A 21342-nucleotide genomic window follows, 5' to 3' on the forward strand; every position below is an offset into this window, starting at 1 on the left:
TCCAACTGCATCAAATGGACTCACATTTAGGCAGTTACGTCAAAGGAATTGCCATGTATGGCCGGTTTAACTTGTACGTTAGCATCAATTTCTTGCTCGAAATCAAGGGATTCAACCTCGAATCCGCCAGAATTGTTCTTATTTTGACGTTGAGGCTGACCAAAAGCTTGCTGCTGACGATGTTCTTGGAACATGCTGGATTGCATGTTTTGGCTTTGTGTGACTTCAAGCTTTTCAACTTGCAAACCTTGCGTTAAAAGAGCTTGTCTCAACTGCGGCAGTTGATTTTCCAAAAGCTGTTTTGCTGCTGCTGATTCGGCAGCAAACTGCGCAATAAGCTGGCCATCATGCATCGATATTTTCACATCGATATGCCCTAGATTTTTTGGAAACAACGATAACTTAGCTTCAGAGAAGCCGTCTGCTAGAGTTATTTTCATGTTCTTAAGAACATGCTCCGTCATTTCTTCAGCGAAATTAGCTGCATTCATCGTTGGAACTACGGTCTTGTCAACAATAGCCTGCGACTGTTGCGTTCTCTGTAAATCACCGATCGTAACTACTGAGCTAGTATTCATTTCAGGTTCAGTGGGCAGATCTACAAGATTAGGCAGCGTATCTCCCGATGTAGAAGATGTACTCACCTGCGTAGTTAAGAAACCACTTTTCAGAGCAAGAAGCTCTAATTTTGACTTTGCAGGTTGTGCTATCGTCACCGGGTTTGTCATATCAATGTTCTGATCTGATGTTTTTTTGCTGCTAAGCTTGTGATGATTTAGCTTATCCGTAGAATTAGCTTCCTTCTTACCTGCATTCAACAAACCTTCCATTGCTTCGGCAGCGCTCTTTGTAGTAGCATCCAAATTCTGGCCCTTCAAGTTCGTCATCAACTCCGGTAATAGTGGTTGGATGACGTTCTGTAGATCTTGATTCAGAAACTTCACAATTGGATTGTCAGGCTGCTGCTTTGACAGAGAAGCTAATGCTAGCAACGTATTTTGAGCTTGTAGGCTTGAAACTTCAGTTGCTTGAAGCTTCAGCGTACTTGGGAGAGTAGCCAATGGAGCTGATTGAGCTCCACTTAACGTTTGTAGAAGTTGTTCTGCTTCTTCAAACCATTGCTGAACCTTTGGGTCCTGCAATAATTGCTGAGCAAGCGCTGGATTACTGTTCATAGCTTCCAAAACGACTTCAGAAAGCGGTTGATCTTCTGTCTTTACATCCTGCGTATCAGTCCCTTGCAGAGGTGCTACCAAACTCTGAAGCATTTGCAACAGCATGTCCAGAGAAAGTGCTGGATCTGCAGAATTCGTCTCAGTCTTAGCCGTGCTATCTTGAGATAATTGACCATCCAAGACTTGATTGAAACCATCCTTCGAAGTAGTTCCAGCCGCTCCTGCCTTATTCGTCGAAGTTGAAGCAGAGTTTGCAGTAGGTGTTGTCTGTATTTGTACATCCATTTTATTTGTTCACCTCCCTCCTAAGTTCAACGTCGGTTACTGAACAAGCTTAGCTGAAATTGCAGCAGCGGTTTCCTTATTCGCATCGGACAAGGCCGACATGACTTTGGAACGGGAAGCATTATCCATGCCACTCAGAATGGCTAATACTTTGTCGGGATTTGATTTATTCATTTCGATTAGCACGTTAGAAGCACTTTTGGGAGTCATGTTAGCAAACGTCTGCCCTAAATCCGACTTGCTGACAGATGTCATCGCTTTTGCTGTGCTTGCTCCATTCGTTGCTAATCTTTCTTGTAAAGCGGCAATCTCTTTATCTCTTACAGGTGTAACGTCTTTAAGCCCCATGGAAGCTTCTGCTGCTTTCGTTGCATCCATTTTCTCCAGGATCGCTCCGCGGTTGTCCGCTTTCATCATGGAGAAGATCAGCACCATTTCTTTCGGTGTAAGTGCTTCAATGATTGGAGCCGCCTTGCTCGGTGTCATTTTTGCATACATATTGGCAAGCTGAGTTATTTGATTCGTGTACTCTTCTTCTGTTTGCGTCTTGTCTTTCAGCTTTTCTTCAAGTTCCGTTATCTTTGCGGTTGCATCTTTGAGTGATTGATCTTTCATCTCCGTTGTTGATTCAGCTTTCTGCAAAGCGGACTGAAGTTCCGCCAATTTGGCATTCAACTTCGTAATCTCATCATCCTTGGTTTTGATGCTTTGTTCAGGAGTTGTCTCTTTACCAGTTCCGCTTACAACACTTTTTTCTTTGGGCGCGGGAACAATTGCTCCAATCACCGGAGTGTTATGCAACGCTTTCTGAATACTGCTCTTGATATCATAATCAAAGATGGACAGTAACACGAAAAGTAAGACAGCCGTAAACACAAAGGGGATGACAAACCATATCAGAAACCGCTCCAGCGCACTATAAGATGCACCTTCCATGCTTGTATCGGCCATCTCCTTGTACCTCCTTTACCTTCCTCAATAAGAGAGTCGTTTGAACCGGTTTGTTGCCATTTCATCCAGAGCATCCTGCTCTTTTTTGGCGACAAAGGATTGAAATTGGCCGAATGCCTTTTCCCTAGCTTTCGACCACACCTTCTCATCGATCATTCTTTCCGATAGATGCTCCTGCTTTTTGAGCACAATATGCTTAGCTTTCTGAACATCTTGATGTTTACGTGCAATTTGCTGATCCACATGGTTCATATAAGTTTGCAGCATGAGCATCTTCGAAATAGATACTGAATGGCTTGTAGCTGTCACCATTTCCTGATGCAAGCTCTCTTTTTGTTCAAATAATCCATGTAAATTCGTTTCTTCGTTCCGTAATTGGCCCATTGCCTCAGATAAAATCCATTCTGCCTGTGTTCGTTCATTGTTTTTCAAATCGACAATTTGCTGGAAAGAATAACGAAATTGCATTTAGGACCCTCATCCCTTATAAAATTCGTGAATCAATCGTTCTTGAGCTTCTTCATAGGTTAGTTTTTCACTCGTTTTTTGCTTGGTGAAGTCCCATATGGCTTCAATATGATCCATGGCAACATCAATATTTGGATTAGAACCTTTTTGGTACGCCCCGATATTGATAAGGTCTTCCGAATCTTTATATATAGAGAGAAGTCGCTTTAAGTGATCAGCAGCTTCCATGTGTTCAGAAGGCACTATTTCTTTCATTACACGGCTTACGCTGGACAAAACGTCAATGGCGGGATAATGGCCTTTATTGGCAATGCTGCGGTTTAGAACAATATGGCCGTCGAGAATCCCTCGAACAGCATCAGCAATTGGCTCGTTCATATCATCACCGTCAACTAGCACCGTATAAAAAGCAGTAATGGATCCTTTCGGCCCGGTACCTGATCGCTCAAGCAGCCGTGGCAGCATAGCAAAGACCGAAGGCGTATAGCCTCGCGTCGCTGGAGGCTCCCCTACAGCAAGGCCAACTTCACGCTGTGCCATGGCAAAACGAGTGACGGAGTCCATCATCATCATCACATTGAGACCGCGATCACGAAAATACTCAGCGATGCTTGTCGCGATCATTGCTCCTTTGATACGGATAAGCGCAGGCTGATCAGATGTTGCAACGATAACGACTGATCTTGCTAGTCCTTCGGGACCTAGATCTCTTTCGATAAAATCCAAGACCTCTCTGCCCCGCTCACCGATAAGTGCAATGACGTTAACATCAGCAGATGTATTACGGGCAATCATTCCCATCAGCGTACTTTTACCAACACCAGAACCTGCAAAAATACCAACGCGCTGACCTTTGCCAATCGTCAATAATCCATCAATGCATCGAACACCTACAGAGATTGGATTCAGTACTCTCGGACGAGTTAGCGGATTGCCCGGCGCATTATTCGTAGAATATTGAGCCATTCTTGAAGGCAGGAACGAACCATCCAATGGCTGTCCCAATCCGTCCAGTACTTTACCAAGAAGTTCATGGCCTACTTGAACAGTAAGTGGTTTCCCTGTACCAACAACATCGCAACCAGGGCCAATAGAGTCCAAATCGCCTAAAGGCATCAGCACGACTTTATTGCTGCGAAAACCAACGACTTCCGCCTTCAATGGCTTATTGGATTTATGCGGGTATATGTAGCAAAGATCACCAATGCTCACATCCGGCCCTTCCGACTCAACCGTCAACCCAATGACTTGTGTTACTTTTCCATTAACACGAATGGGGTCAATGGCATGCAAATGTTCTTTGTACTTATCTACTTTTGGTAATGCGCTGCTCATGATCCTGTACCCTCACTTTGAGTGGCCAACTGTTGCAGGGCTGATTTTATTTCTTTCAGCTGCGTATCGATGCGAGCATCAATACTTCCAAATGAAGAACGAATCACACATCCACGATCTTGTACTGTGGAATCAGGAATAATTTGCAATTCAGCCTGTGAATCAATAGAAGTTAACAGTTCTTCACGCGCATCTTGAATGTAAGCGAATTGTGAAGGTGATACACATAAAGCAATGATCCCTTTTTCGCGTCTGCGCGACAGAACGGTTTGAATCAACTCAACAACCCATTCTGGATTTAAGGTTAACTGTTTGCCTATGATTTTCTCTGCTATGGATGTGCTTAGTTCGATTAAGAATGGCTCAGATTCCTGAATGATCTGCTGCTTAAGTTTGTAGGATTGCTCCAGAATACCTTGAGCTTCCGTTAACATTTCACTGTATTCCTGTCTAAGCGCTTCTTCAGCCTGAGCAATTCCTTGTTGATAGCCTTCTTCAAAACCAGCCTGCCTGGATTGAGCGACATGCTCTTCATCTTCTGCACGGCGTGTTTGCCACCAAGCATTAATTTCTTCCTGCGTTTGTTCACGAAGAGTCGTACATTCATGCATAGCCTGATGAATCTGCTCATTGGCAAAAGCTTCAGCATCTTGAAGAATTTGATCTTTCAAATTCGTCGCTTCCGCTATTTCCTGCTGTTGTTCGGGAGTTAGCTGACTACTCGCATCAAGATCTCCATTCAAGTGAAATGGTGAGATCGTTTCAACCAATTTCTTATCATCTACAGCATAATAAGCAAATGATTTAATGATATTAGACAATAATATCGTCTCCTCCACCACGTGCAATGATGATTTCACCCGATTCCTCTAGGCGGCGGATTGTAGCAACAATTCTCGTTTGAGCTTCTTCAACGTCACGCAAACGAACAGGTCCCATAAATTCCATTTCTTCCTTGAATGTCTCTGCCATCCGTTTGGACATGTTTTTGAATAGAACATCACGCACTTCTTCGCTCGCAACTTTGAGAGCAAGTTGTAAATCGGCATTCTCAATATCACGAATAATACGCTGTATAGAGCGATTATCAATATTAACGATATCTTCGAAGACAAACATCCGTTTCTTGATCTCTTCAGCCAATTCAGGATCTTGAATTTCCAGAGAATCAAGGATGGTACGCTCCGTCCCCCTGTCAACCCCATTCAAAATTTGAACGATAGACGCAATGCCGCCAGCATTTGTGTAATCCTGTGTAACAGTCGACGAAAGTTTTTGTTCCAATACACGTTCTACCTGACTGATTACTTCTGGAGAAGTGCTGTCCATCAATGCAATACGTTTTGCAACATCGGCTTGTTTTTCTTGCGGCAACGAAGACAAAATGATAGACGCTTGATCCGCTTGCAAATAAGACAAAACTAGCGCAATGGTTTGCGAATTTTCATTTTGAATAAAGTTAAGAATTTGAGCAGGATCCGCTTTTCTGGCAAAGTCAAAAGGTCTCACCTGCAATGTGGCCGTCAGACGGTTAATGATATCAAGTGCTTTCTGAGAACCAAGCGCTTTCTCCAAGATATCCTTAGCGTAAGCAATACCGCCTTGTGAAATGAATTCTTGTGCAAGACAGATCTGATGAAACTCAGAGAGAATCGCTTCTTTTTCGAAAGAATCTACTTTCCTTACATTTGCAATTTCCAGTGTTAACTGCTCAATCTCTTCTTCTCTTAAATGTTTAAATATTTGAGCAGACACCTCAGGGCCTAAACTGATCAAAAGAATGGCTGCCTTTTGTCGTCCGGTTAACCCGTTTACAGCAGCTTTGGCCATACAAGCGCACCTCTATTCGTCTACTAACCAAGTCCGAAGCAGATTGACAAAGTCTTCTGGTCGCTTTTTCGCAAGAGTTTCTAACTGCTTACGCACTTGATTGTCATTAGTTACATTTTCAATATCAATCGTTGGAAGTTCCGCTTTATTTGCTGCAAGGTTCAGATCTTGTTCCATTAATTGTTGTGCAGCTTTTCTACGTTTTCTAATTGCAAAACCAGCAATCGCACCAATCGCAAGCGCCGCTAGAGCTAGTCCAGCATAAGTTAAGTACGTTGTTGTTTTTGAAGCAAATGTATCAGCTGGCCGTGCAAAAGTATGAGCAAGAACTGTAACTTTTTTCTGCAATTCATCGTCAGTATATGTAACCTTATTATCTGCCAGTGCGGTCCTCACAATATTGACCAAAGCGGTTTGCACAGCAGTTTTCGTCTCAGCCGTCAAAGAAGTCGGATCATCTTTAACCGGCGGTTCAATTCCGACGTTAATGCTCAAATCTTTCACTACATAAGGTGTTGCCACAATGTCATTCGTAATCCGATTCACTTCGTAGTTTACTGTCTTACTGTTTTTCTCGGTATTCGATTTACCGGAATTTGATGATCCTGGGTAACCAGGCACATCCGTCGTACCAGTACCAGGAACACCGCCTGTATCAGCACCGTTATTTTGATAAGACTCGGATGCTTCTTGCAGGGAAATTTCCAGTCCTTTTTGATCTACTTGATTTGGCGCAGAGACGAGCTGTTCTTTACTCTTCTTTTGATCAAAGTTCATGGTAGAGAAAACACTAACATTTACTTTGTCGCGACCAAACATCGTTCCCAGCATGTTCATAATATTTTTCTGCAAATCTTTTTGAAACTTATCGTTAATATCGGACTGGCTTGTCACTAAGCTCGAGGAAGACTGTCCACCTGATTTGGAAGAAACTAAGCTTTGCCCATACTGATCTGAGATCGTGATATTCTCAACGGGAAGATTTTTGATACTGTGTGAAACCAAGTTATAGATGGTATCGATTTTACCTTGATCCAGTGTGTAACCTTGTTTCATTTGAAGAACAACAGATGCTGTTGCTTTCTCTTCCTGCTGTTGCAAGAAAGGGCCATCCTCAGGAAGTGAAATAAGAACCTTCGAACCGGATATCGCTTGATTCGAGTTAATAAGCTGCTGCAACTCGCCTTGAATCGCATTTAAGTATTTCACTTTAAATTCGTTATCTGTGATACCAAATGAACTACTGTTGCTAAAAGCACCGAATCCTAGAGAACCATTTTTGTTCAAGCCTTGTGACTCTACACCGAGTTTCACATTCGCCACTTCATTTGTAGGTACTTCGATGCTTTTACCATCAGCACTAAGTTTGTATGGAATTTTAGCTGTATCCAGGTAACCTTTGATCGCAGCAGCGTCACTTGGCTGAAGTTCGGTAAATGCTAAGGAATATTCCGTCTTAGATAAATTAACACTGATAATTGCAGCCGTAAGAATCAAAAGGGCAACCGTTGCGATAAATGTTATTTTTGTTGTTCTACTATATCGATTCCAATACTGTTTTACTTTTTCCCAGTACTGGAGGAGATTCTCGTTCACTCCGTCACCCCATCGAACCAAAGTTTTAGCAGCATTTGGTTAATTACAGCTGCATTCTCATCATTTCTTGGTAAGCTTCAAGGACTTTATTTCTAACTTGCACCGTAAGTTCCAAACCTAATGATGCTTTTTCGGAAGCAATCGTGAGCTGATGAACGTCTGAAAGCTCTCCTTTAATGAAACTTTGATTCAACTGATCAACTTGTTGTTGTTGGGCATTTAAATTCGTCATCGCTTCATTCAAAAAGGATCCGAATTGTTTACCCAGGTCAGCAGCGCCTTCACCGGAATTGTCTTTGGGTTGAACCGAGCTCATGATATTTATTGGACTATAGCTGATTTTGTCAATCATGCTGCAACCTCCCGATTAATTATCTACCGATCTCCAATGCCTTTGTAATCATGGATTTACTTGCATTAAGCGCGGTAACGTTAGCTTCATAAGATCTTGTTGCCGAAATCATATCAACCATCTCTTTAAGCACATCAACATTGGGCATATAAACAAATCCATCTGCATCTGCATCAGGATGATTAGGATTATAAACTTGTTTGAGCGGCGACTGATCCTCGAAGATTTTGTTCACTCGTACTCCTTCGCCAGTCCCATCTGCCATAGCCGATTGCAAAGACTGTGCGAAACTCGGTTGTGATTTTGTTTCAAATGCAACTACCTTCCTCGTATAAGGTACCCATTTCCCGTCTACAAACTTGGCACGCGTTGTATCCGCATTAGCAATATTTGATGAGACGACATCCATTCTTAAACGTTGCGCAGTCAGTGCTGATGAGCTGATATCAAATCCGTTAGTAAGCCTCATTTGTTATTACTTCCCCCCTAATACTGTGCGCATTTTTTTGAATTCACTGTTCATTTGCTGAATCATTGTATTGTATTTCAGTTGGTTTTTAGCCATTAAAGACATTTCATAGTCCATATCGACATTGTTCATGTTGTTGTTAATCGCTGTCGATTCATCGGTTTTAATTTCTGAATTCGGTAAATTTGTCGATTTGCCTATAAAGAAATGCTTAGGGTTTGTCCGATAACCTTCTATAGAGGGCGTTGATGAATTCATTTCACCTTGCAATAACTCTTCAAACAATACGTCTGAACGTTTAAAGTAAGGTGTGTCCACATTGGCAACGTTATTTGCTACCACTTTTTGTCTGAGAGTCGAAGCATCAAGCGAACGCTCCATCAAGTTCCAACTGGGTTTGTCCAACAAAGACATGTACGTTACCCCCTTTCAATAGAGTATTCGACACTATACTTCCACACAGAAAGTATGTATTCCTTCTTATTTCGACATTGTTTTCACAAAACTAATAGAAAAAGTTTCCTGTTGTAGAATTTTGTAAGTTCATTGCCTTCCTAATCATCTAAGATATTCGCTTAAGTTACAATAAGAAAAAAGCCCTATCTTTTTTAGCAGACAGGGCTTTTCAATCGTGCCAAGCTATAGTTTCGTTTTTATCTGTTCGATGCTTTGTATTAATTGCTCATTTAAAATTCGGATAAAAGTGCCCTTCATACCAAGCGAACGTGTCTCTATGACTCCGGCACTTTCCAGCTTACGAAGTGCATTCACGATTACAGAACGCGTAATTCCAACGCGATCAGCAATTTTACTCGCGACCAATAGCCCTTCTTTGCCATCCAATTCCTCGAAAATATGCTCTACAGCTTCCATTTCGCTAAAGGATAAAGAGCCTATTGCTACTTGAACGACCGCTTTACTTCTTGCTTCTTCTTCGATCTCTTCCGCTCTTTCTCTCAAGATCTCCATAGCGATTACTGTCGAACCATATTCAGCTAATATTAAGTCATCATCAATAAACAGGCTTTCATTACGACTTAAGATTAATGTCCCTAACCGGTCGCCACCACCGATAATAGGAACTAGCGTCGTATGTGTGTAAGGGAACATGTCTTTCATTTGTTCTGTATAGTAATAATACGGGCTGCTTGGTTCCGACGTCGACGTCGTTTCCTCTATCTTCAATAGAAGATTGTTGGATTCTGACGGAAATCTGCGTTCAAGTAAAATCGCCTGATTCATTTCAGATGAAACAGGATCATTCGTCGTAGCATAACCAAGAATCTTCCCTTTACGACTGACGACATAGATATTCGCAATAACAATATCACGAAGAACTTCTGCCATATCCATAAAGCTAACCGCATTCCCTGCTTCCTTTTGCAGCAATCGATTTAGCCTTCTTGTTTTGTTTAATAAACTCATGTAACTGCCTCCTACTTACGTAACCCTGCAATCGCTCATTATAAAATGTATTGACTCAAATCTCTATTCTGAACAATACCGCTCAGTTTTTCGCGCACATATTCCGGATTGATGATGAAAGATTCCAATGTAAGTTCAGGGGCTTCAAAGGAAAGATCCTCAAGCAATTTCTCCAGGATTGTATGCAAGCGACGTGCTCCGATATTTTCCGTGTTCTGATTGACCTCGACCGCAATTCGAGCAATTTCATGAATAGCTTCTTCAGCAAATTCAACGGTTATACCTTCTGTTTGCAACAACGCCGTGTACTGTTTCGTCAGCGCATTTTTGGGCTCCTGCAAAATAGAAACAAAATCTTCAAGCGTTAAATCACTCAGTTCTACCCGAATCGGAAAACGCCCTTGAAGCTCTGGAATTAAATCCGAAGGTTTTGCAATATGGAAAGCTCCAGCACCAATAAATAAAACATAATCGGTTTTCACAGGTCCATATTTGGTTACAACGGTAGAACCTTCTACGATCGGGAGGATGTCGCGCTGTACGCCTTCACGTGAAATATCCGGACCATTTCCGCCGCGGGAGCTGCTTGCTACTTTGTCGATTTCATCAATAAATATGATACCTGACTGCTCAGCGCGGTGAATGGACTCTTGAATAACATCGTCCATGTCAATCAATTTTTGTGCTTCCTCTTGGGTCAGAACTTTTCTTGCTTCTTTGACTGGAAGCTTGCGTTTCTTCATCTTTTTCGGCATCAGGCTGCCAAACATCTCCTGCATATTCATGCCGGCTTGCTCGTTTCCTTGCCCTGCTAACATATCCAGCATGGAAGGCGATGAATCTTCGACCTCGATCTCAACGATCTCGTTTTCTAATTTACCACTAGTCAATTGTTCGGCGATTTGGGCCCTTTTTGACGAAAGATTTGGATCTGGCGCACTCTCTTCCTGCTCGGGTTGATTTTGGCCCCCAAACAACATTTCAAACGGATTACGCTGCGATTTGGTGCGTGACGGACTTGGAGCCAGCAAAGAAACAATTCGCTCATTAGCTAATTTCTCTGCGCGATCTTTGACCGCTTCCATGCGTTCGGATTTTACCATACGAATAGAAGTTTCAATTAAATCCCTTACCATCGATTCTACGTCACGGCCAACGTAACCTACCTCTGTAAATTTGGTTGCCTCCACTTTAATAAAAGGGGCTCCAACCAATTTTGCCAGTCTGCGTGCAATCTCAGTCTTACCTACGCCTGTTGGTCCAATCATCAGAATGTTTTTGGGAACAATCTCATCCCGCATGGCTTCATCCACCAGATTTCTCCGATAACGATTCCGTAAAGCAATAGCAACCGATTTTTTCGCTTTCTTCTGTCCTACAATGTATCGATCTAATTCCTGTACAATTTGTTTAGGTGTTAGGGAGCTGTTTGCCATTCGGGTACCCTCCTAAAAAAGTGCGTAATCAATTCTGATTTACTCGATTTCTTCGACAATAATATTATGATTCGTGAACACGCAAATTTCAGCAGCTGTTGTAAGAGCAGCATGGGCAATCTCTTTGGCACTTAGCGATGGTGCATGACGATGTAATGCTCTACCCGCCGCTAATGCGAAACTGCCGCCAGAACCAATCGCCAGAATGCCATCATCCGGTTCAATAATCTCCCCATTGCCTGAGAGAAGCAATAAACCAGTAGCATCCATAACAATCATCATTGCTTCTAATCGACGTAATACGCGGTCTTGCCGCCAATCCTTCGTGAGTTCGACTGCAGCACGTTGTAAATTACCATGGTGTTCTTCGAGCTTGCCTTCAAACTTTTCAAAAAGGGTAATCGCATCAGCTACGGATCCTGCAAAACCTGCGATCACTTTCCCTCTATGTAAACGCCTCACCTTTTTGGCACTGCTCTTCATAATCATACTGTTGCCAAATGTAACCTGGCCATCTCCGGCAATTGCACCTTTACCTTGATGACGAATGGCAAAAATAGTTGTCGCATGGAATTGCGCCTGACTGGCATCCATCTCTTCTCACCCCTCCAATGGAATCATACACCGGAAAAACAAAATCTTAACTTGGTTTCGACCTAATAAAAAGAGATAAACCTCTAGCGAGGTCAATTTCACAATTAAGACCGCATCTAGAGGTAAATGTATGAGAAAACGAATGAATAATAATTCAAAACATAATTATAGTAACACAGTGAATAGTGTGATTACAACTTATTCAGTAATTGTTTTCGAAAAATTCTGAATACTCTCTATTGCACGGTTAGCCAGCTTCTCGTATTTTTCTTTTTTATTCCGAATTCGTTCTGGAAGTTGTGGAAGTAATCCGAAATTGGCATTCATCGGTTGAAAATGTTTAAAATCAGCTGTCGTAATGTAATGAGCCATGCTGCCTAATGTTGTTTCCTCTGGCAGCACCAAGCATGATTGCCCTTTTGCCAGTCGACCGGCATTAAGCCCAGCGATTAAACCGGATGCAGCAGATTCCACATAACCTTCAACGCCTGTCATTTGTCCTGCAAAAAACAGATTTTCACGACGCTTGTATTGATACGTCGGTTCAAGAAGCTTCGGCGAATTAATAAATGTGTTACGATGCATCACGCCATAACGAACGAATTCCGCTTCTTCCAAACCAGGAATCAAAGAGAGAACACGTTTTTGCTCGCCCCATTTCAAATGGGTTTGGAAACCAACCAAATTGTACAAGGTTCCCGCGGCGTTATCTTGGCGAAGCTGTACGACTGCGTGCGGCAGTTTTCCGGTGTGCGGGTTAATCAATCCAACTGGTTTCATCGGCCCGAATAACACTGTCTGTCTACCACGTTTAGCCATGACCTCTAAAGGCATACATCCTTCAAAGTAGATCTCTTTTTCAAATTCCTTAAGTTCAGCTACCTCAGCCGTAATTAAGGCTTCATAGAAAACGTTAAATTCCTCTTCCGTCATCGGACAATTGAGATAAGCAGCCTCACCTTTGTCGTAACGAGAAGCAAGATAAACTTTATTCATATCAATGGAATCTTTCTCTACAATCGGTGCTGCCGCATCGTAGAAGTATAAGTATTCCTCACCCATTAGCTCTTTTAGTTGGGCAGACAAATCAGGAGAAGTTAACGGACCCGATGCTACCACAGTGATGCCTTCCGGCAAAACCTGCACTTCCTCGTTGATCACTTCAATGAGCGGATGGTTCCGCAGCGTTTGGGTAACGGCTTGGGAGAACCCATCACGGTCAACGGCTAAGGCTCCACCAGCCGGTACGGCGTGCTGGTCAGCGCAGGAGAGAATCAAGGAATCCATTCTTCTCATCTCTTCTTTCAGTACGCCAACTGCATTCGTCAAGCCATTGGATCTAAGGGAATTACTGCACACAAGTTCAGCGAATTGATCTGTAATGTGAGCTGGTGTTTTACGGACATTACGCATTTCGTATAAAGTAACAGGCACACCTTGACGTGCAATCTGCCAAGCTGCTTCACTTCCAGCGAGTCCTGCACCGATGACTGTTACTCTTGGGTATTCTGGCAAAATCGGACACCTCTAATCTTTCATATCTTCGTTCTGATCTTCGTTTACTTCTTCTTTATGGTCGCAATTCGTACATTGAATGCTGAGGCCGTTCTTACTTCTTTTCTCGATCATCATTGAGCTGCAAACCGGACAAGGTTTGTTAACCGGCTTATCCCATGAGACAAAGTCACAAGTAGGATATTGATCACAGCCATAGAACACTCTGCCCTTCTTACTTCTGCGCTCTACAATCTTGCCTGCATGGCAGCTTGGGCAGGTGACACCAATATCTTTGATGATCGGTTTCGTATTCCGGCATTCCGGGAATCCGGAACATGCCAGGAATTTGCCGAAGCGTCCCATTTTATAGACAAGGTGCCTGCCGCATTTCTCGCAGATCTCATCAGATACTTCATCCTGAATCTCAATTTCCTTCATTTCTTCTTCGGCAAATTCAAGCCGTTTCTCAAAGGACGTATAGAAAGTATCCAGGACTCTTACCCAATCTTCTTTGCCTTCTTCTACAAAATCAAGTTCCTCTTCCATATGGGCTGTGAACTCAATATCGAGAATTTCAGGGAAGAACTCTTGCATCAATTGAATAACAAGCTCGCCTAGCTCGGTAGGAACGAATTTTTTCTCTTCGATCGCAACGTAACCGCGCTTCTGAATCGTCTCCAGCGTCGGTGCATACGTACTTGGTCGGCCAATGCCCATTTCCTCGAGAGCTCTCACTAAACGGGCTTCCGTATACCGTGGAGGCGGTTGAGTAAAGTGTTGTTTGGGATCAATGCTTTGTTTCTCCAAAACATCGCCTTTCGATAATGGTGGAAGCAATTTGTCCTCTTCCGTCGTTCCATCATCATTGCTTTCAACATATACCTTCATAAAGCCCGCAAACTTCATTTTGGAGCCATTCGCCCGGAATACCGTGTCACCTGCGGTCAAATCGATGGTCATCGTATCCAAGATGGCGGATGACATTTGACTGGCAACAAAACGATCCCATACGAGTTTGTAAAGCCGATATTGGTCTCTGCTGAGGAACTCTTTCAATTGTTCGGGTTCGCGAAGCACGGAGGTAGGCCTGATTCCTTCATGCGCGTCTTGTGCATTTGCATTCTTTTTCGTGTACACACGAGGTGTTTCCGGATAAAATGCCGCACCATATTTCGTTATAATAAACTCTCTGGCTTCTTCTTGGGCGACAGGTGAAATCCGTGTTGAATCCGTACGCATGTACGTAATTAAACCAACCGTACCTTCTTTTCCCAAGTCTATTCCTTCATATAACTGCTGCGCCACAGACATCGTCTTGGACGCCCGAAAGTTCAGTTTACGTGCCGCTTCTTGCTGCATGGAGCTCGTAATGAAAGGTGGAGACGGGTTACGTCCGCGTTCTTTCTCTTTCACTTCTTTCACGGTAAATTTCCCGTTGCCCATTGCGGCTAAAACTTCGTTAACATCCTCTTGCGAATGCAGTTCCTTTTTCTCGCCGTTCATGCTGTGGTACTTTGCTTCGAATCCCGCTTTTCCCGCATCCAACAGTGCTGTAATGGACCAGTACTCTTCAGGCTCAAAAGCTTTAATCTCATTCTCGCGATCTTGAATCAGCTTAACTGCGACGGACTGTACACGGCCTGCCGATAAACCTTTCTTCACTTTTTTCCAAAGTAAAGGGCTTATTTTATAACCTACAAGTCGATCCAATATCCGTCTAGCCTGTTGAGCATTAACAAGATCCTGATTGATGCGGCGAGGTGTTTTGAATGCGTCCTTCACAGCATCCTTCGTAATCTCATTAAATACAACACGGCATAGCTCATCGGAACCAACATCCAAATAATGCGCTAAATGCCAGGCAATCGCTTCACCCTCACGATCCGGGTCAGCCGCCAGATATATTTTTTTCACTTTTTTACTAGCATCTTTTAATTCTTTTAATATAGAACCTTTACCACGGATAGTTATGTATTTAGGCTCAAAGTTACGATCTACTTCTACGCCAATTTGGCTTTTCGGAAGGTCGCGAATATGACCCATCGAGGCTTTTACGATAAATTTGCTGCCTAAATACTTGCCGATGGTTTTGGCTTTAGCTGGTGACTCAACAATGACTAATGAATCTGCCATGATCGTCCTTCCTCCCCTCTTAATTTCAAGGTTAAGTCTATTGGCGAGAAGAAAAACTTCTTGAATAGCCTATGCTTGGATGTAGGTAGAACCTGGAAGCTGTTTAATCGCCTTTTTCAATAGTAAAGATAACAGAACTGCATGCAAATGTCCAAACGTAAATTGTCCGTCCTCCATGAGGGCATCAATTGAAATGGGTTCATTCGACAACTTACTGAAAATTTCGCCTTCCTCTTCCGAAAGTGAAAATAATGTCAACGGCTTATTTAGAGCACGTTTTTCATCTGAACTTATCATATAGTTGTAGTCGTCTACAATCTCTTCCACACGTGTAACTAATTTCGCGCCATCCTTTAAAAGCCTATGAACGCCGCTGCTTACACGCGAGTGAATGGGTCCTGGAATCGCGAACACATCCCGTGACTCATCGAGAGCAAACTCTACCGTTATCAGCGATCCGCTGTCCTCAGCTGCCTCAACGACCGTAATGCCTAATGACAATCCCGCAATAATACGGTTCCGCTGCGGAAACATACCAGGCTTCATCCCTGTACCAATCGGGTATTCAGAAATGATAACTCCTTCTTGCTCAATATTTCGAAATAATAAAGCATTCTCACGCGGATAAATCTGATTGATAGCGCAACCAAGAACAGCTACCGTCTTTGACTTTCCTTGTAAGGCGCCGATATGAGCTTTGCTGTCAATTCCTCTTGCCAGCCCACTCACAATACCGAATCCAGCACGTGAAAGCGCTGCTGCCCATTCCTCTGCAATCTTTTTCCCATAAGGCGTTGGCGTACGGGTACCAATCATTCCCAGGAGTCGTCCATTCAGTATGGCTGATTTGCCTTTCACATATAAAACCCAAGGGGGCTGCGCAATTTCTTTCAATATCTGAGGGTACTCCTCATCCAAAATCGTTAGGATCTGAATGGATTGCTTCATATATAATTGAAGTCTTTCCTCAATGAAGGCTTGAGTAAATCGGGAGGAAATTCGCTCAGCTACGGAAGCACGAATACCTTGAGCCGAGATTTCCGCTGCGGAGAGCTCAAATAAAACTTGCAGGTCTGGAAACCGGCTAACGAGCTGAAGCATGGTTTTCCAGCCGACCCCTTCAAGTTCATGAAGGCCAAATAAAATGATTCGATTATCCATTAGTATATACACTCCTTACTCGAATGACAAATCTTTGCAAAGCTAGAAAAACAAAAAACCTTCCAAATCCCTGTTTAAGGGAGTTGGAAGGTTGCTTACCTTCAAAAAGGCGAGACTATTTTTTTGTGATAACTTTGTCAAGCATACCTTTTTCTTCAAGTACACTAACAAGCGTTGAACCCATTTCAGATGGCGTAGCCGCTACGCGGATTCCGCATCTTTCCATAGTTGCAACTTTCTCAGTTGCCGTACCTTTACCACCGGAAATAATCGCACCGGCATGGCCCATACGTTTTCCTGGAGGCGCCGTTTTACCGCCGATGAAACCAACTACCGGTTTCGTCATGTTGGCAGCAACCCACTCAGCCGCTTCTTCTTCTGCTGTTCCACCGATCTCACCGATCATGATGACAGCATAAGTGTCCGGATCTTCATTGAAACGTTTGAGGATATCGATAAACTCGGAACCTTTAACAGGGTCTCCACCGATACCAACAGCGGAGGATTGTCCAATACCGCGAGTTGTCAATTGGTGAACCGCTTCGTAAGTTAGTGTTCCGGAACGGGAAACAACACCTACGTGACCTGGTGTATGGATGTAACCTGGCATAATACCGATTTTGCACTCGCCTGGCGTGATAACGCCTGGGCAGTTTGGTCCGATTAGAACGGTTCTCTTGCCTTCCATGTAACGTTTCACGTTAACCATGTCAAGTACCGGAATACCTTCTGTGATACAGATAACGAGATCAAGATCAGCGTCAACTGCTTCGATAATGGACTCTGCTGCAAAAGCAGGTGGTACATAAATAACGGATGCTGTTGCACCAGTTGCATTTTTAGCTTCGATAACTGTGTTAAAAACCGGAAGTTGAACAAGCTCACCGTTTTCCAGTGTGATGTCTACTTTTGTTCCGCCTTTACCTGGGGTTACGCCACCAACCATTTGTGTGCCGTATTCAAGACCGCCTTTGGTATGAAACAAACCCGTAGCGCCGGTAATCCCTTGAGTAATGACTTTTGTATGTTTATTGACCAAAATACTCATGATCTTTTGTTCACATCCCCTATATTATTTAAAACCGCACGGGTTTAATTTATTTCACAAGTGCAACGATTTTTTGAGCGCCGTCTGCCATGGAGTCAGCAGCAACAATGTTCAAGCCGGATTCGTTAAGAATCTTTTTACCAAGTTCCACGTTTGTTCCTTCAAGACGAACAACAAGCGGACGGGAAAGACCAAGTTCTCTAGCTGCAGCAACAACGCCGTCAGCAATTACGTCACAACGCATGATTCCACCGAAGATGTTAACGAAAATCCCTTTAACTTGCTCATCGGACAAAATGATTTTGAATGCTTCTGTAACTTTCTCTTTCGTAGCACCGCCCCCTACGTCAAGGAAGTTAGCAGGGTCTCCGCCGTAGTGCTTGATGATGTCCATAGTAGCCATCGCAAGTCCTGCGCCGTTAACCATACAACCGATATTACCGTCAAGAGCAATGTAGCTCAGATCATATTTAGAAGCTTGGATTTCTTTCGCATCTTCCTCTTCAAGGTCGCGAAGTTCAACGATATCTTTGTGACGGAAAAGAGCGTTAGAATCGAAGTTCAATTTAGCGTCAAGAGCCATAACGTCGCCGGAACCCGTAACAACCAATGGGTTGATTTCAGCGATGGAGCAGTCTTTTTCTACGAACGCTTTGTAAAGCGCAAGCATGAATTTAACCGCTTTGTTAACAAGCTCGTTAGGAATGTTGATCGAGTATGCAAGTCTACGAGCTTGGAAAGATTGAAGACCGATCGCAGGATCTACAACTTCTTTGAAAATTTTCTCAGGAGAATGCTCAGCAACTTCCTCAATTTCCGTACCGCCTTCTTCGGAAGCCATCATAACGACGCTACCTGTCGCACGGTCAACAACAACACCAACATAATATTCTTTTTTAATGTCACAACCTTCTTCGATCAAAAGGCGTTTAACTTCTTTACCTTCAGGACCTGTTTGGTGAGTGACAAGCACTTTGCCAAGAATTTCGCTAGCATATGTACGAACTTCGTCGAGGTTTTTAGCTACCTTAACGCCGCCTGCTTTACCGCGACCTCCGGCATGAATTTGCGCCTTAACTACGACGACGGATGTTCCGAGTTCTTTTGCAGCTGCAACAGCTTCATCTACGGTGAAAGCAACTTTCCCGTTAGGAACGCTGACTCCGTACTGTCTCAGGACTTCTTTGCCTTGGTACTCATGGATATTCATTTCCTAAAATCCTCCTATCAGTATGGACTTTCTATACGTGCTATACAGGGGAAAAAGTGTAATTTCCTATGTGTGTTGTGCACGAAATAAATCTTGCTGCCGGAATTAGTATCACACTTCTTCACAAGCCCTAACCATTGTATCACTAATTTTCGACAGTTTCCTTATTTTTTTCGTTAATCCATTCAAATTTTCCTTTCACGCTGAAAAACTTTCCCTATCACTTACGACCATCAAACGCCCACATCTGTGTTTAAATGACAAAAATGTTCATAAAAAAGACGTATTTTTCACTTGAAAAATACGTCTACCTCTTTATTTGTCAATAATGCGGCGTTGTCGGAGTATTCATTCGTGGTTCGCGCTCCGCTTGTTTGATAAATCTCATCTCATTTCCAGTAAAACTGCAAACTAGACATTGAATCATCGGTTCTTCCTCAGGAATCGCATCAGGGTCATTGAATTCCGTTATATTGCCGGATAGTGCATCTTTCAGAAACGGCTGCGCATAGCTGGTAATTACACTGAATTTAATACGATTAGAACGGCAGTTTGGACAAAAATACGGCTTCTCCTGCATATCATCACCTCATCTTCCAGTATGTGCATATAGCCTTTATTTAAAACGTAAAAAAGCTATTTGCAGATTGCGTAAATTTTCCATTTTCTATACAATAGAGGAAATAAAACGGATCAATAAGGAAGCACCTTTTATCCTCACGAACAGTAGCTCAAACTGCTGCTCTACTAAGGAGAGGAAGGTGTTTATTGTATGTACGGCAAAGTCTGGAGCGCTTGTTTACAAGGAATTGAAGGAAAAACAATCGAAGTAGAGGTTGATATCTCCAGTGGTTTACCTCAAATGAACTTGGTGGGACTTCCGGATTCCGCCATCCGTGAATCTGTGGAGAGAGTTCGTACGTCTATCAAAAATTGCGGATACAAGTTTCCGATGGATCGAATCACGGTGAATCTAGCACCTGCAGACTTGCGCAAAGAGGGCTCCTCTTTCGATTTAGCGATTGCGGTTGCTATTTTACTAACGACAAGTCAGGTTAGCAGTGAATTTTTACACAAGACCTTATTTTTAGGCGAATTAGCATTGGACGGATCCCTCCGGCCTGTTCCAGGGGTGTTATCCATGACTCATGCAGCAAAAAAGTTAGGCATTAACCGAGTCTGTGTCCCCCTCTCCAATGCCTCTGAAGCTGCACTAATCGACGGCATGGAAGTTTGCGGGATAACCACTCTCTCCGATTTTAGAAATTGGAATCGGCAATCTCACCACGAGTATCTATTAAATAGTAATACGAGCAGTCAGAATAGATTTTCGACAATTTCCTCAATAACTCAACAGGATATCGAAGATTATGCCGATGTCAACGGGCAGCACCAAGTCAAACGAGCGATGATGATAGCTGCTGCAGGCATGCATAATATCCTATTAATCGGCCCTCCCGGGACTGGAAAAACCATGTTGGTAAAGCGCATGCCTTCCATTTTACCCCCCATGTCGGATCACGAAGCACTGGAAGTCACCAAAATCTACAGCGCCTCTGGCAAGCTCATAGATCGCTCCTCGCTAATGCGCACTCGATCATTTCGAGCTCCGCACCACACCATATCGTCTGCAGGTCTAGTTGGAGGTGGAACGATACCGAAACCAGGCGAAGTCAGTTTAGCTCACCGTGGAATCCTGTTTCTGGACGAACTGCCGGAGTTTACACGAAATGCACTCGAAGTTCTTAGACAGCCACTGGAGGAGCGCTCTGTTACAATCGCTAGAGCACGAGCCGTTTATACATTTCCTTCGCAGTTTATTTTAGCTGCCGCCATGAATCCTTGCCCCTGCGGCTATTACGGAGCAGAAAATGAAGCAAATGCCTGTATTTGCTCGCACGCAAAAATCGTTCAGTATCGTTCCAAAATATCCGGTCCTCTCCTTGATCGCATCGATCTCCATGTGGAGGTGCCTAAACTGAGTTATGCTCAGTTAAAGGAGCACACAATCAATAATCCTTTATCATCCACGGAAATGTTGGAGAAAGTTTTAATTGCCCATCAGCGACAGCAAAAGCGCTATGCAGGCACCGGCATTCAGCATAATAATGAATTAAGTGGTACTCGAATGAGACAAATTTGCCAGCTGACGGCTGAGGGAGAGCAGCTGCTGAGCGCATCTTTTGAGGCTCTTGGACTAAGCGCTAGAGCCCATGACCGCATTCTGCGGTTAGCTTTAACGATTGCAGACTTAGAGGAAAGTGATCGTATTCTGTCTCATCACCTGGCTGAAGCCATTCAATACCGAAATCTCGATAAGCAGCAAAAAGAGCAAGAAGGATGACACAAATAAGAGCCTTTTGAGCCCGTTCGTTTT

The 21342-nt window shown here is 43.3% G+C and carries 20 protein-coding genes; 1 reads left to right on the forward strand and 19 read right to left on the reverse strand.

Features of this window, described 5'->3' with window-relative positions:
- Nucleotides 1–26: 26 nt before the first annotated feature.
- The 19 genes from GON05_RS19975 to GON05_RS20065 all read right to left on the reverse strand — a co-directional run bounded on the left by GON05_RS19975 (nt 27) and on the right by GON05_RS20065 (nt 19545).
- Nucleotides 27–1460 carry a flagellar hook-length control protein FliK gene (locus GON05_RS19975; RefSeq protein ID WP_157321245.1) on the reverse strand — a complete coding sequence of 478 codons (1434 nt, stop codon included), beginning with the start codon at nt 1458–1460 and terminating at the stop codon, nt 27–29.
- Between the two features lie 36 nt (nt 1461–1496).
- Nucleotides 1497–2411: a MotE family protein gene (locus GON05_RS19980; protein WP_157321247.1), complete on the reverse strand. Its 915-nt coding sequence runs from the start codon at nt 2409–2411 to the stop codon at nt 1497–1499.
- 24 nt (nt 2412–2435) lie between these two features.
- Nucleotides 2436–2879, reverse strand: a complete 444-nt coding sequence (gene fliJ / locus GON05_RS19985) for a flagellar export protein FliJ (protein ID WP_157321250.1) — start codon at nt 2877–2879, stop codon at nt 2436–2438.
- A gap of 9 nt (nt 2880–2888) precedes the next feature.
- Complete coding sequence (gene fliI, locus GON05_RS19990) at nt 2889–4214, reverse strand: flagellar protein export ATPase FliI (RefSeq protein WP_127451082.1); 1326 nt, start codon at nt 4212–4214, stop codon at nt 2889–2891.
- Nucleotides 4211–5035 carry a FliH/SctL family protein gene (locus tag GON05_RS19995; RefSeq protein WP_157321251.1) on the reverse strand — a complete coding sequence of 275 codons (825 nt, stop codon included), beginning with the start codon at nt 5033–5035 and terminating at the stop codon, nt 4211–4213. The genes fliI and GON05_RS19995 overlap by 4 nt, the downstream gene beginning before the upstream one ends.
- Nucleotides 5028–6044 (reverse strand): flagellar motor switch protein FliG, encoded by a 1017-nt coding sequence (gene fliG / locus GON05_RS20000; protein WP_127451086.1) that lies wholly within the window; start codon nt 6042–6044, stop codon nt 5028–5030. The genes GON05_RS19995 and fliG overlap by 8 nt, the downstream gene beginning before the upstream one ends.
- Before the next feature lie 12 nt (nt 6045–6056).
- Nucleotides 6057–7640, reverse strand: coding sequence for a flagellar basal-body MS-ring/collar protein FliF (fliF, locus tag GON05_RS20005; RefSeq protein ID WP_181646154.1), 1584 nt, complete (start codon nt 7638–7640; stop codon nt 6057–6059).
- A gap of 43 nt (nt 7641–7683) precedes the next feature.
- Nucleotides 7684–7992 carry a flagellar hook-basal body complex protein FliE gene (fliE, locus tag GON05_RS20010; protein WP_127451090.1) on the reverse strand — a complete coding sequence of 103 codons (309 nt, stop codon included), beginning with the start codon at nt 7990–7992 and terminating at the stop codon, nt 7684–7686.
- 19 nt (nt 7993–8011) lie between these two features.
- Nucleotides 8012–8461, reverse strand: a complete 450-nt coding sequence (gene flgC / locus GON05_RS20015; protein WP_157321256.1) for a flagellar basal body rod protein FlgC — start codon at nt 8459–8461, stop codon at nt 8012–8014.
- Between the two features lie 6 nt (nt 8462–8467).
- Nucleotides 8468–8875 (reverse strand): flagellar basal body rod protein FlgB, encoded by a 408-nt coding sequence (flgB, locus tag GON05_RS20020; RefSeq protein ID WP_127451094.1) that lies wholly within the window; start codon nt 8873–8875, stop codon nt 8468–8470.
- A 225-nt stretch (nt 8876–9100) separates the two neighbouring features.
- Nucleotides 9101–9886 (reverse strand): GTP-sensing pleiotropic transcriptional regulator CodY, encoded by a 786-nt coding sequence (gene codY, locus GON05_RS20025; RefSeq protein WP_157321258.1) that lies wholly within the window; start codon nt 9884–9886, stop codon nt 9101–9103.
- 38 nt (nt 9887–9924) lie between these two features.
- Complete coding sequence (hslU, locus tag GON05_RS20030; RefSeq protein WP_127451098.1) at nt 9925–11322, reverse strand: ATP-dependent protease ATPase subunit HslU; 1398 nt, start codon at nt 11320–11322, stop codon at nt 9925–9927.
- Between the two features lie 39 nt (nt 11323–11361).
- Nucleotides 11362–11916, reverse strand: coding sequence for an ATP-dependent protease subunit HslV (gene hslV, locus GON05_RS20035; protein WP_127451100.1), 555 nt, complete (start codon nt 11914–11916; stop codon nt 11362–11364).
- Nucleotides 11917–12114: 198 nt separating this feature from the next.
- Nucleotides 12115–13431 carry an FADH(2)-oxidizing methylenetetrahydrofolate--tRNA-(uracil(54)-C(5))-methyltransferase TrmFO gene (gene trmFO, locus GON05_RS20040; RefSeq protein WP_157321260.1) on the reverse strand — a complete coding sequence of 439 codons (1317 nt, stop codon included), beginning with the start codon at nt 13429–13431 and terminating at the stop codon, nt 12115–12117.
- A gap of 12 nt (nt 13432–13443) precedes the next feature.
- Nucleotides 13444–15546: a type I DNA topoisomerase gene (gene topA, locus GON05_RS20045; RefSeq protein WP_157321263.1), complete on the reverse strand. Its 2103-nt coding sequence runs from the start codon at nt 15544–15546 to the stop codon at nt 13444–13446.
- Nucleotides 15547–15615: 69 nt separating this feature from the next.
- Nucleotides 15616–16707: a DNA-processing protein DprA gene (gene dprA / locus GON05_RS20050; protein ID WP_157321265.1), complete on the reverse strand. Its 1092-nt coding sequence runs from the start codon at nt 16705–16707 to the stop codon at nt 15616–15618.
- A gap of 115 nt (nt 16708–16822) precedes the next feature.
- Entirely contained in the window at nt 16823–17755 is a 933-nt protein-coding gene (sucD, locus tag GON05_RS20055; protein ID WP_157321267.1) for a succinate--CoA ligase subunit alpha, read from the reverse strand.
- A gap of 49 nt (nt 17756–17804) precedes the next feature.
- Nucleotides 17805–18965: an ADP-forming succinate--CoA ligase subunit beta gene (gene sucC, locus GON05_RS20060; protein ID WP_157321269.1), complete on the reverse strand. Its 1161-nt coding sequence runs from the start codon at nt 18963–18965 to the stop codon at nt 17805–17807.
- Nucleotides 18966–19287: 322 nt separating this feature from the next.
- The gene (locus tag GON05_RS20065; RefSeq protein ID WP_127451112.1) at nt 19288–19545 is read right to left on the reverse strand and encodes a hypothetical protein; all 258 of its coding nucleotides are present in this window, start codon (nt 19543–19545) and stop codon (nt 19288–19290) included.
- Between the two features lie 192 nt (nt 19546–19737).
- On the opposite strand from GON05_RS20065, the gene GON05_RS20070 reads away from it, so the two are divergent.
- Nucleotides 19738–21309: a YifB family Mg chelatase-like AAA ATPase gene (locus tag GON05_RS20070; protein ID WP_157321271.1), complete on the forward strand. Its 1572-nt coding sequence runs from the start codon at nt 19738–19740 to the stop codon at nt 21307–21309.
- Nucleotides 21310–21342 lie beyond the last annotated feature (33 nt).

The organism is Paenibacillus anseongensis (assembly GCF_009757995.1).
GTDB classification, from domain to species: domain Bacteria; phylum Bacillota; class Bacilli; order Paenibacillales; family NBRC-103111; genus Paenibacillus_E; species Paenibacillus_E chondroitinus.

Coding starts and splice junctions, on each gene's coding strand:
- GON05_RS20065 (WP_127451112.1), bottom strand. CDS start 19,545: ATGCAGGAGAAGCCGTATTTTTGTCCAAACTGCCGTTCTAATCGTATT.
- GON05_RS19980 (WP_157321247.1), bottom strand. CDS start 2,411: ATGGCCGATACAAGCATGGAAGGTGCATCTTATAGTGCGCTGGAGCGG.
- hslV (WP_127451100.1), bottom strand. CDS start 11,916: ATGGATGCCAGTCAGGCGCAATTCCATGCGACAACTATTTTTGCCATT.
- flgB (WP_127451094.1), bottom strand. CDS start 8,875: ATGTCTTTGTTGGACAAACCCAGTTGGAACTTGATGGAGCGTTCGCTT.
- sucC (WP_157321269.1), bottom strand. CDS start 18,965: ATGAATATCCATGAGTACCAAGGCAAAGAAGTCCTGAGACAGTACGGA.
- flgC (WP_157321256.1), bottom strand. CDS start 8,461: ATGAGGCTTACTAACGGATTTGATATCAGCTCATCAGCACTGACTGCG.
- fliE (WP_127451090.1), bottom strand. CDS start 7,992: ATGATTGACAAAATCAGCTATAGTCCAATAAATATCATGAGCTCGGTT.
- fliG (WP_127451086.1), bottom strand. CDS start 6,044: ATGGCCAAAGCTGCTGTAAACGGGTTAACCGGACGACAAAAGGCAGCC.
- hslU (WP_127451098.1), bottom strand. CDS start 11,322: ATGGCAAACAGCTCCCTAACACCTAAACAAATTGTACAGGAATTAGAT.
- sucD (WP_157321267.1), bottom strand. CDS start 17,755: ATGAGTATTTTGGTCAATAAACATACAAAAGTCATTACTCAAGGGATT.
- codY (WP_157321258.1), bottom strand. CDS start 9,886: ATGAGTTTATTAAACAAAACAAGAAGGCTAAATCGATTGCTGCAAAAG.
- fliI (WP_127451082.1), bottom strand. CDS start 4,214: ATGAGCAGCGCATTACCAAAAGTAGATAAGTACAAAGAACATTTGCAT.
- GON05_RS19975 (WP_157321245.1), bottom strand. CDS start 1,460: ATGGATGTACAAATACAGACAACACCTACTGCAAACTCTGCTTCAACT.
- fliJ (WP_157321250.1), bottom strand. CDS start 2,879: ATGCAATTTCGTTATTCTTTCCAGCAAATTGTCGATTTGAAAAACAAT.
- GON05_RS20070 (WP_157321271.1), top strand. CDS start 19,738: ATGTACGGCAAAGTCTGGAGCGCTTGTTTACAAGGAATTGAAGGAAAA.
- topA (WP_157321263.1), bottom strand. CDS start 15,546: ATGGCAGATTCATTAGTCATTGTTGAGTCACCAGCTAAAGCCAAAACC.
- dprA (WP_157321265.1), bottom strand. CDS start 16,707: ATGGATAATCGAATCATTTTATTTGGCCTTCATGAACTTGAAGGGGTC.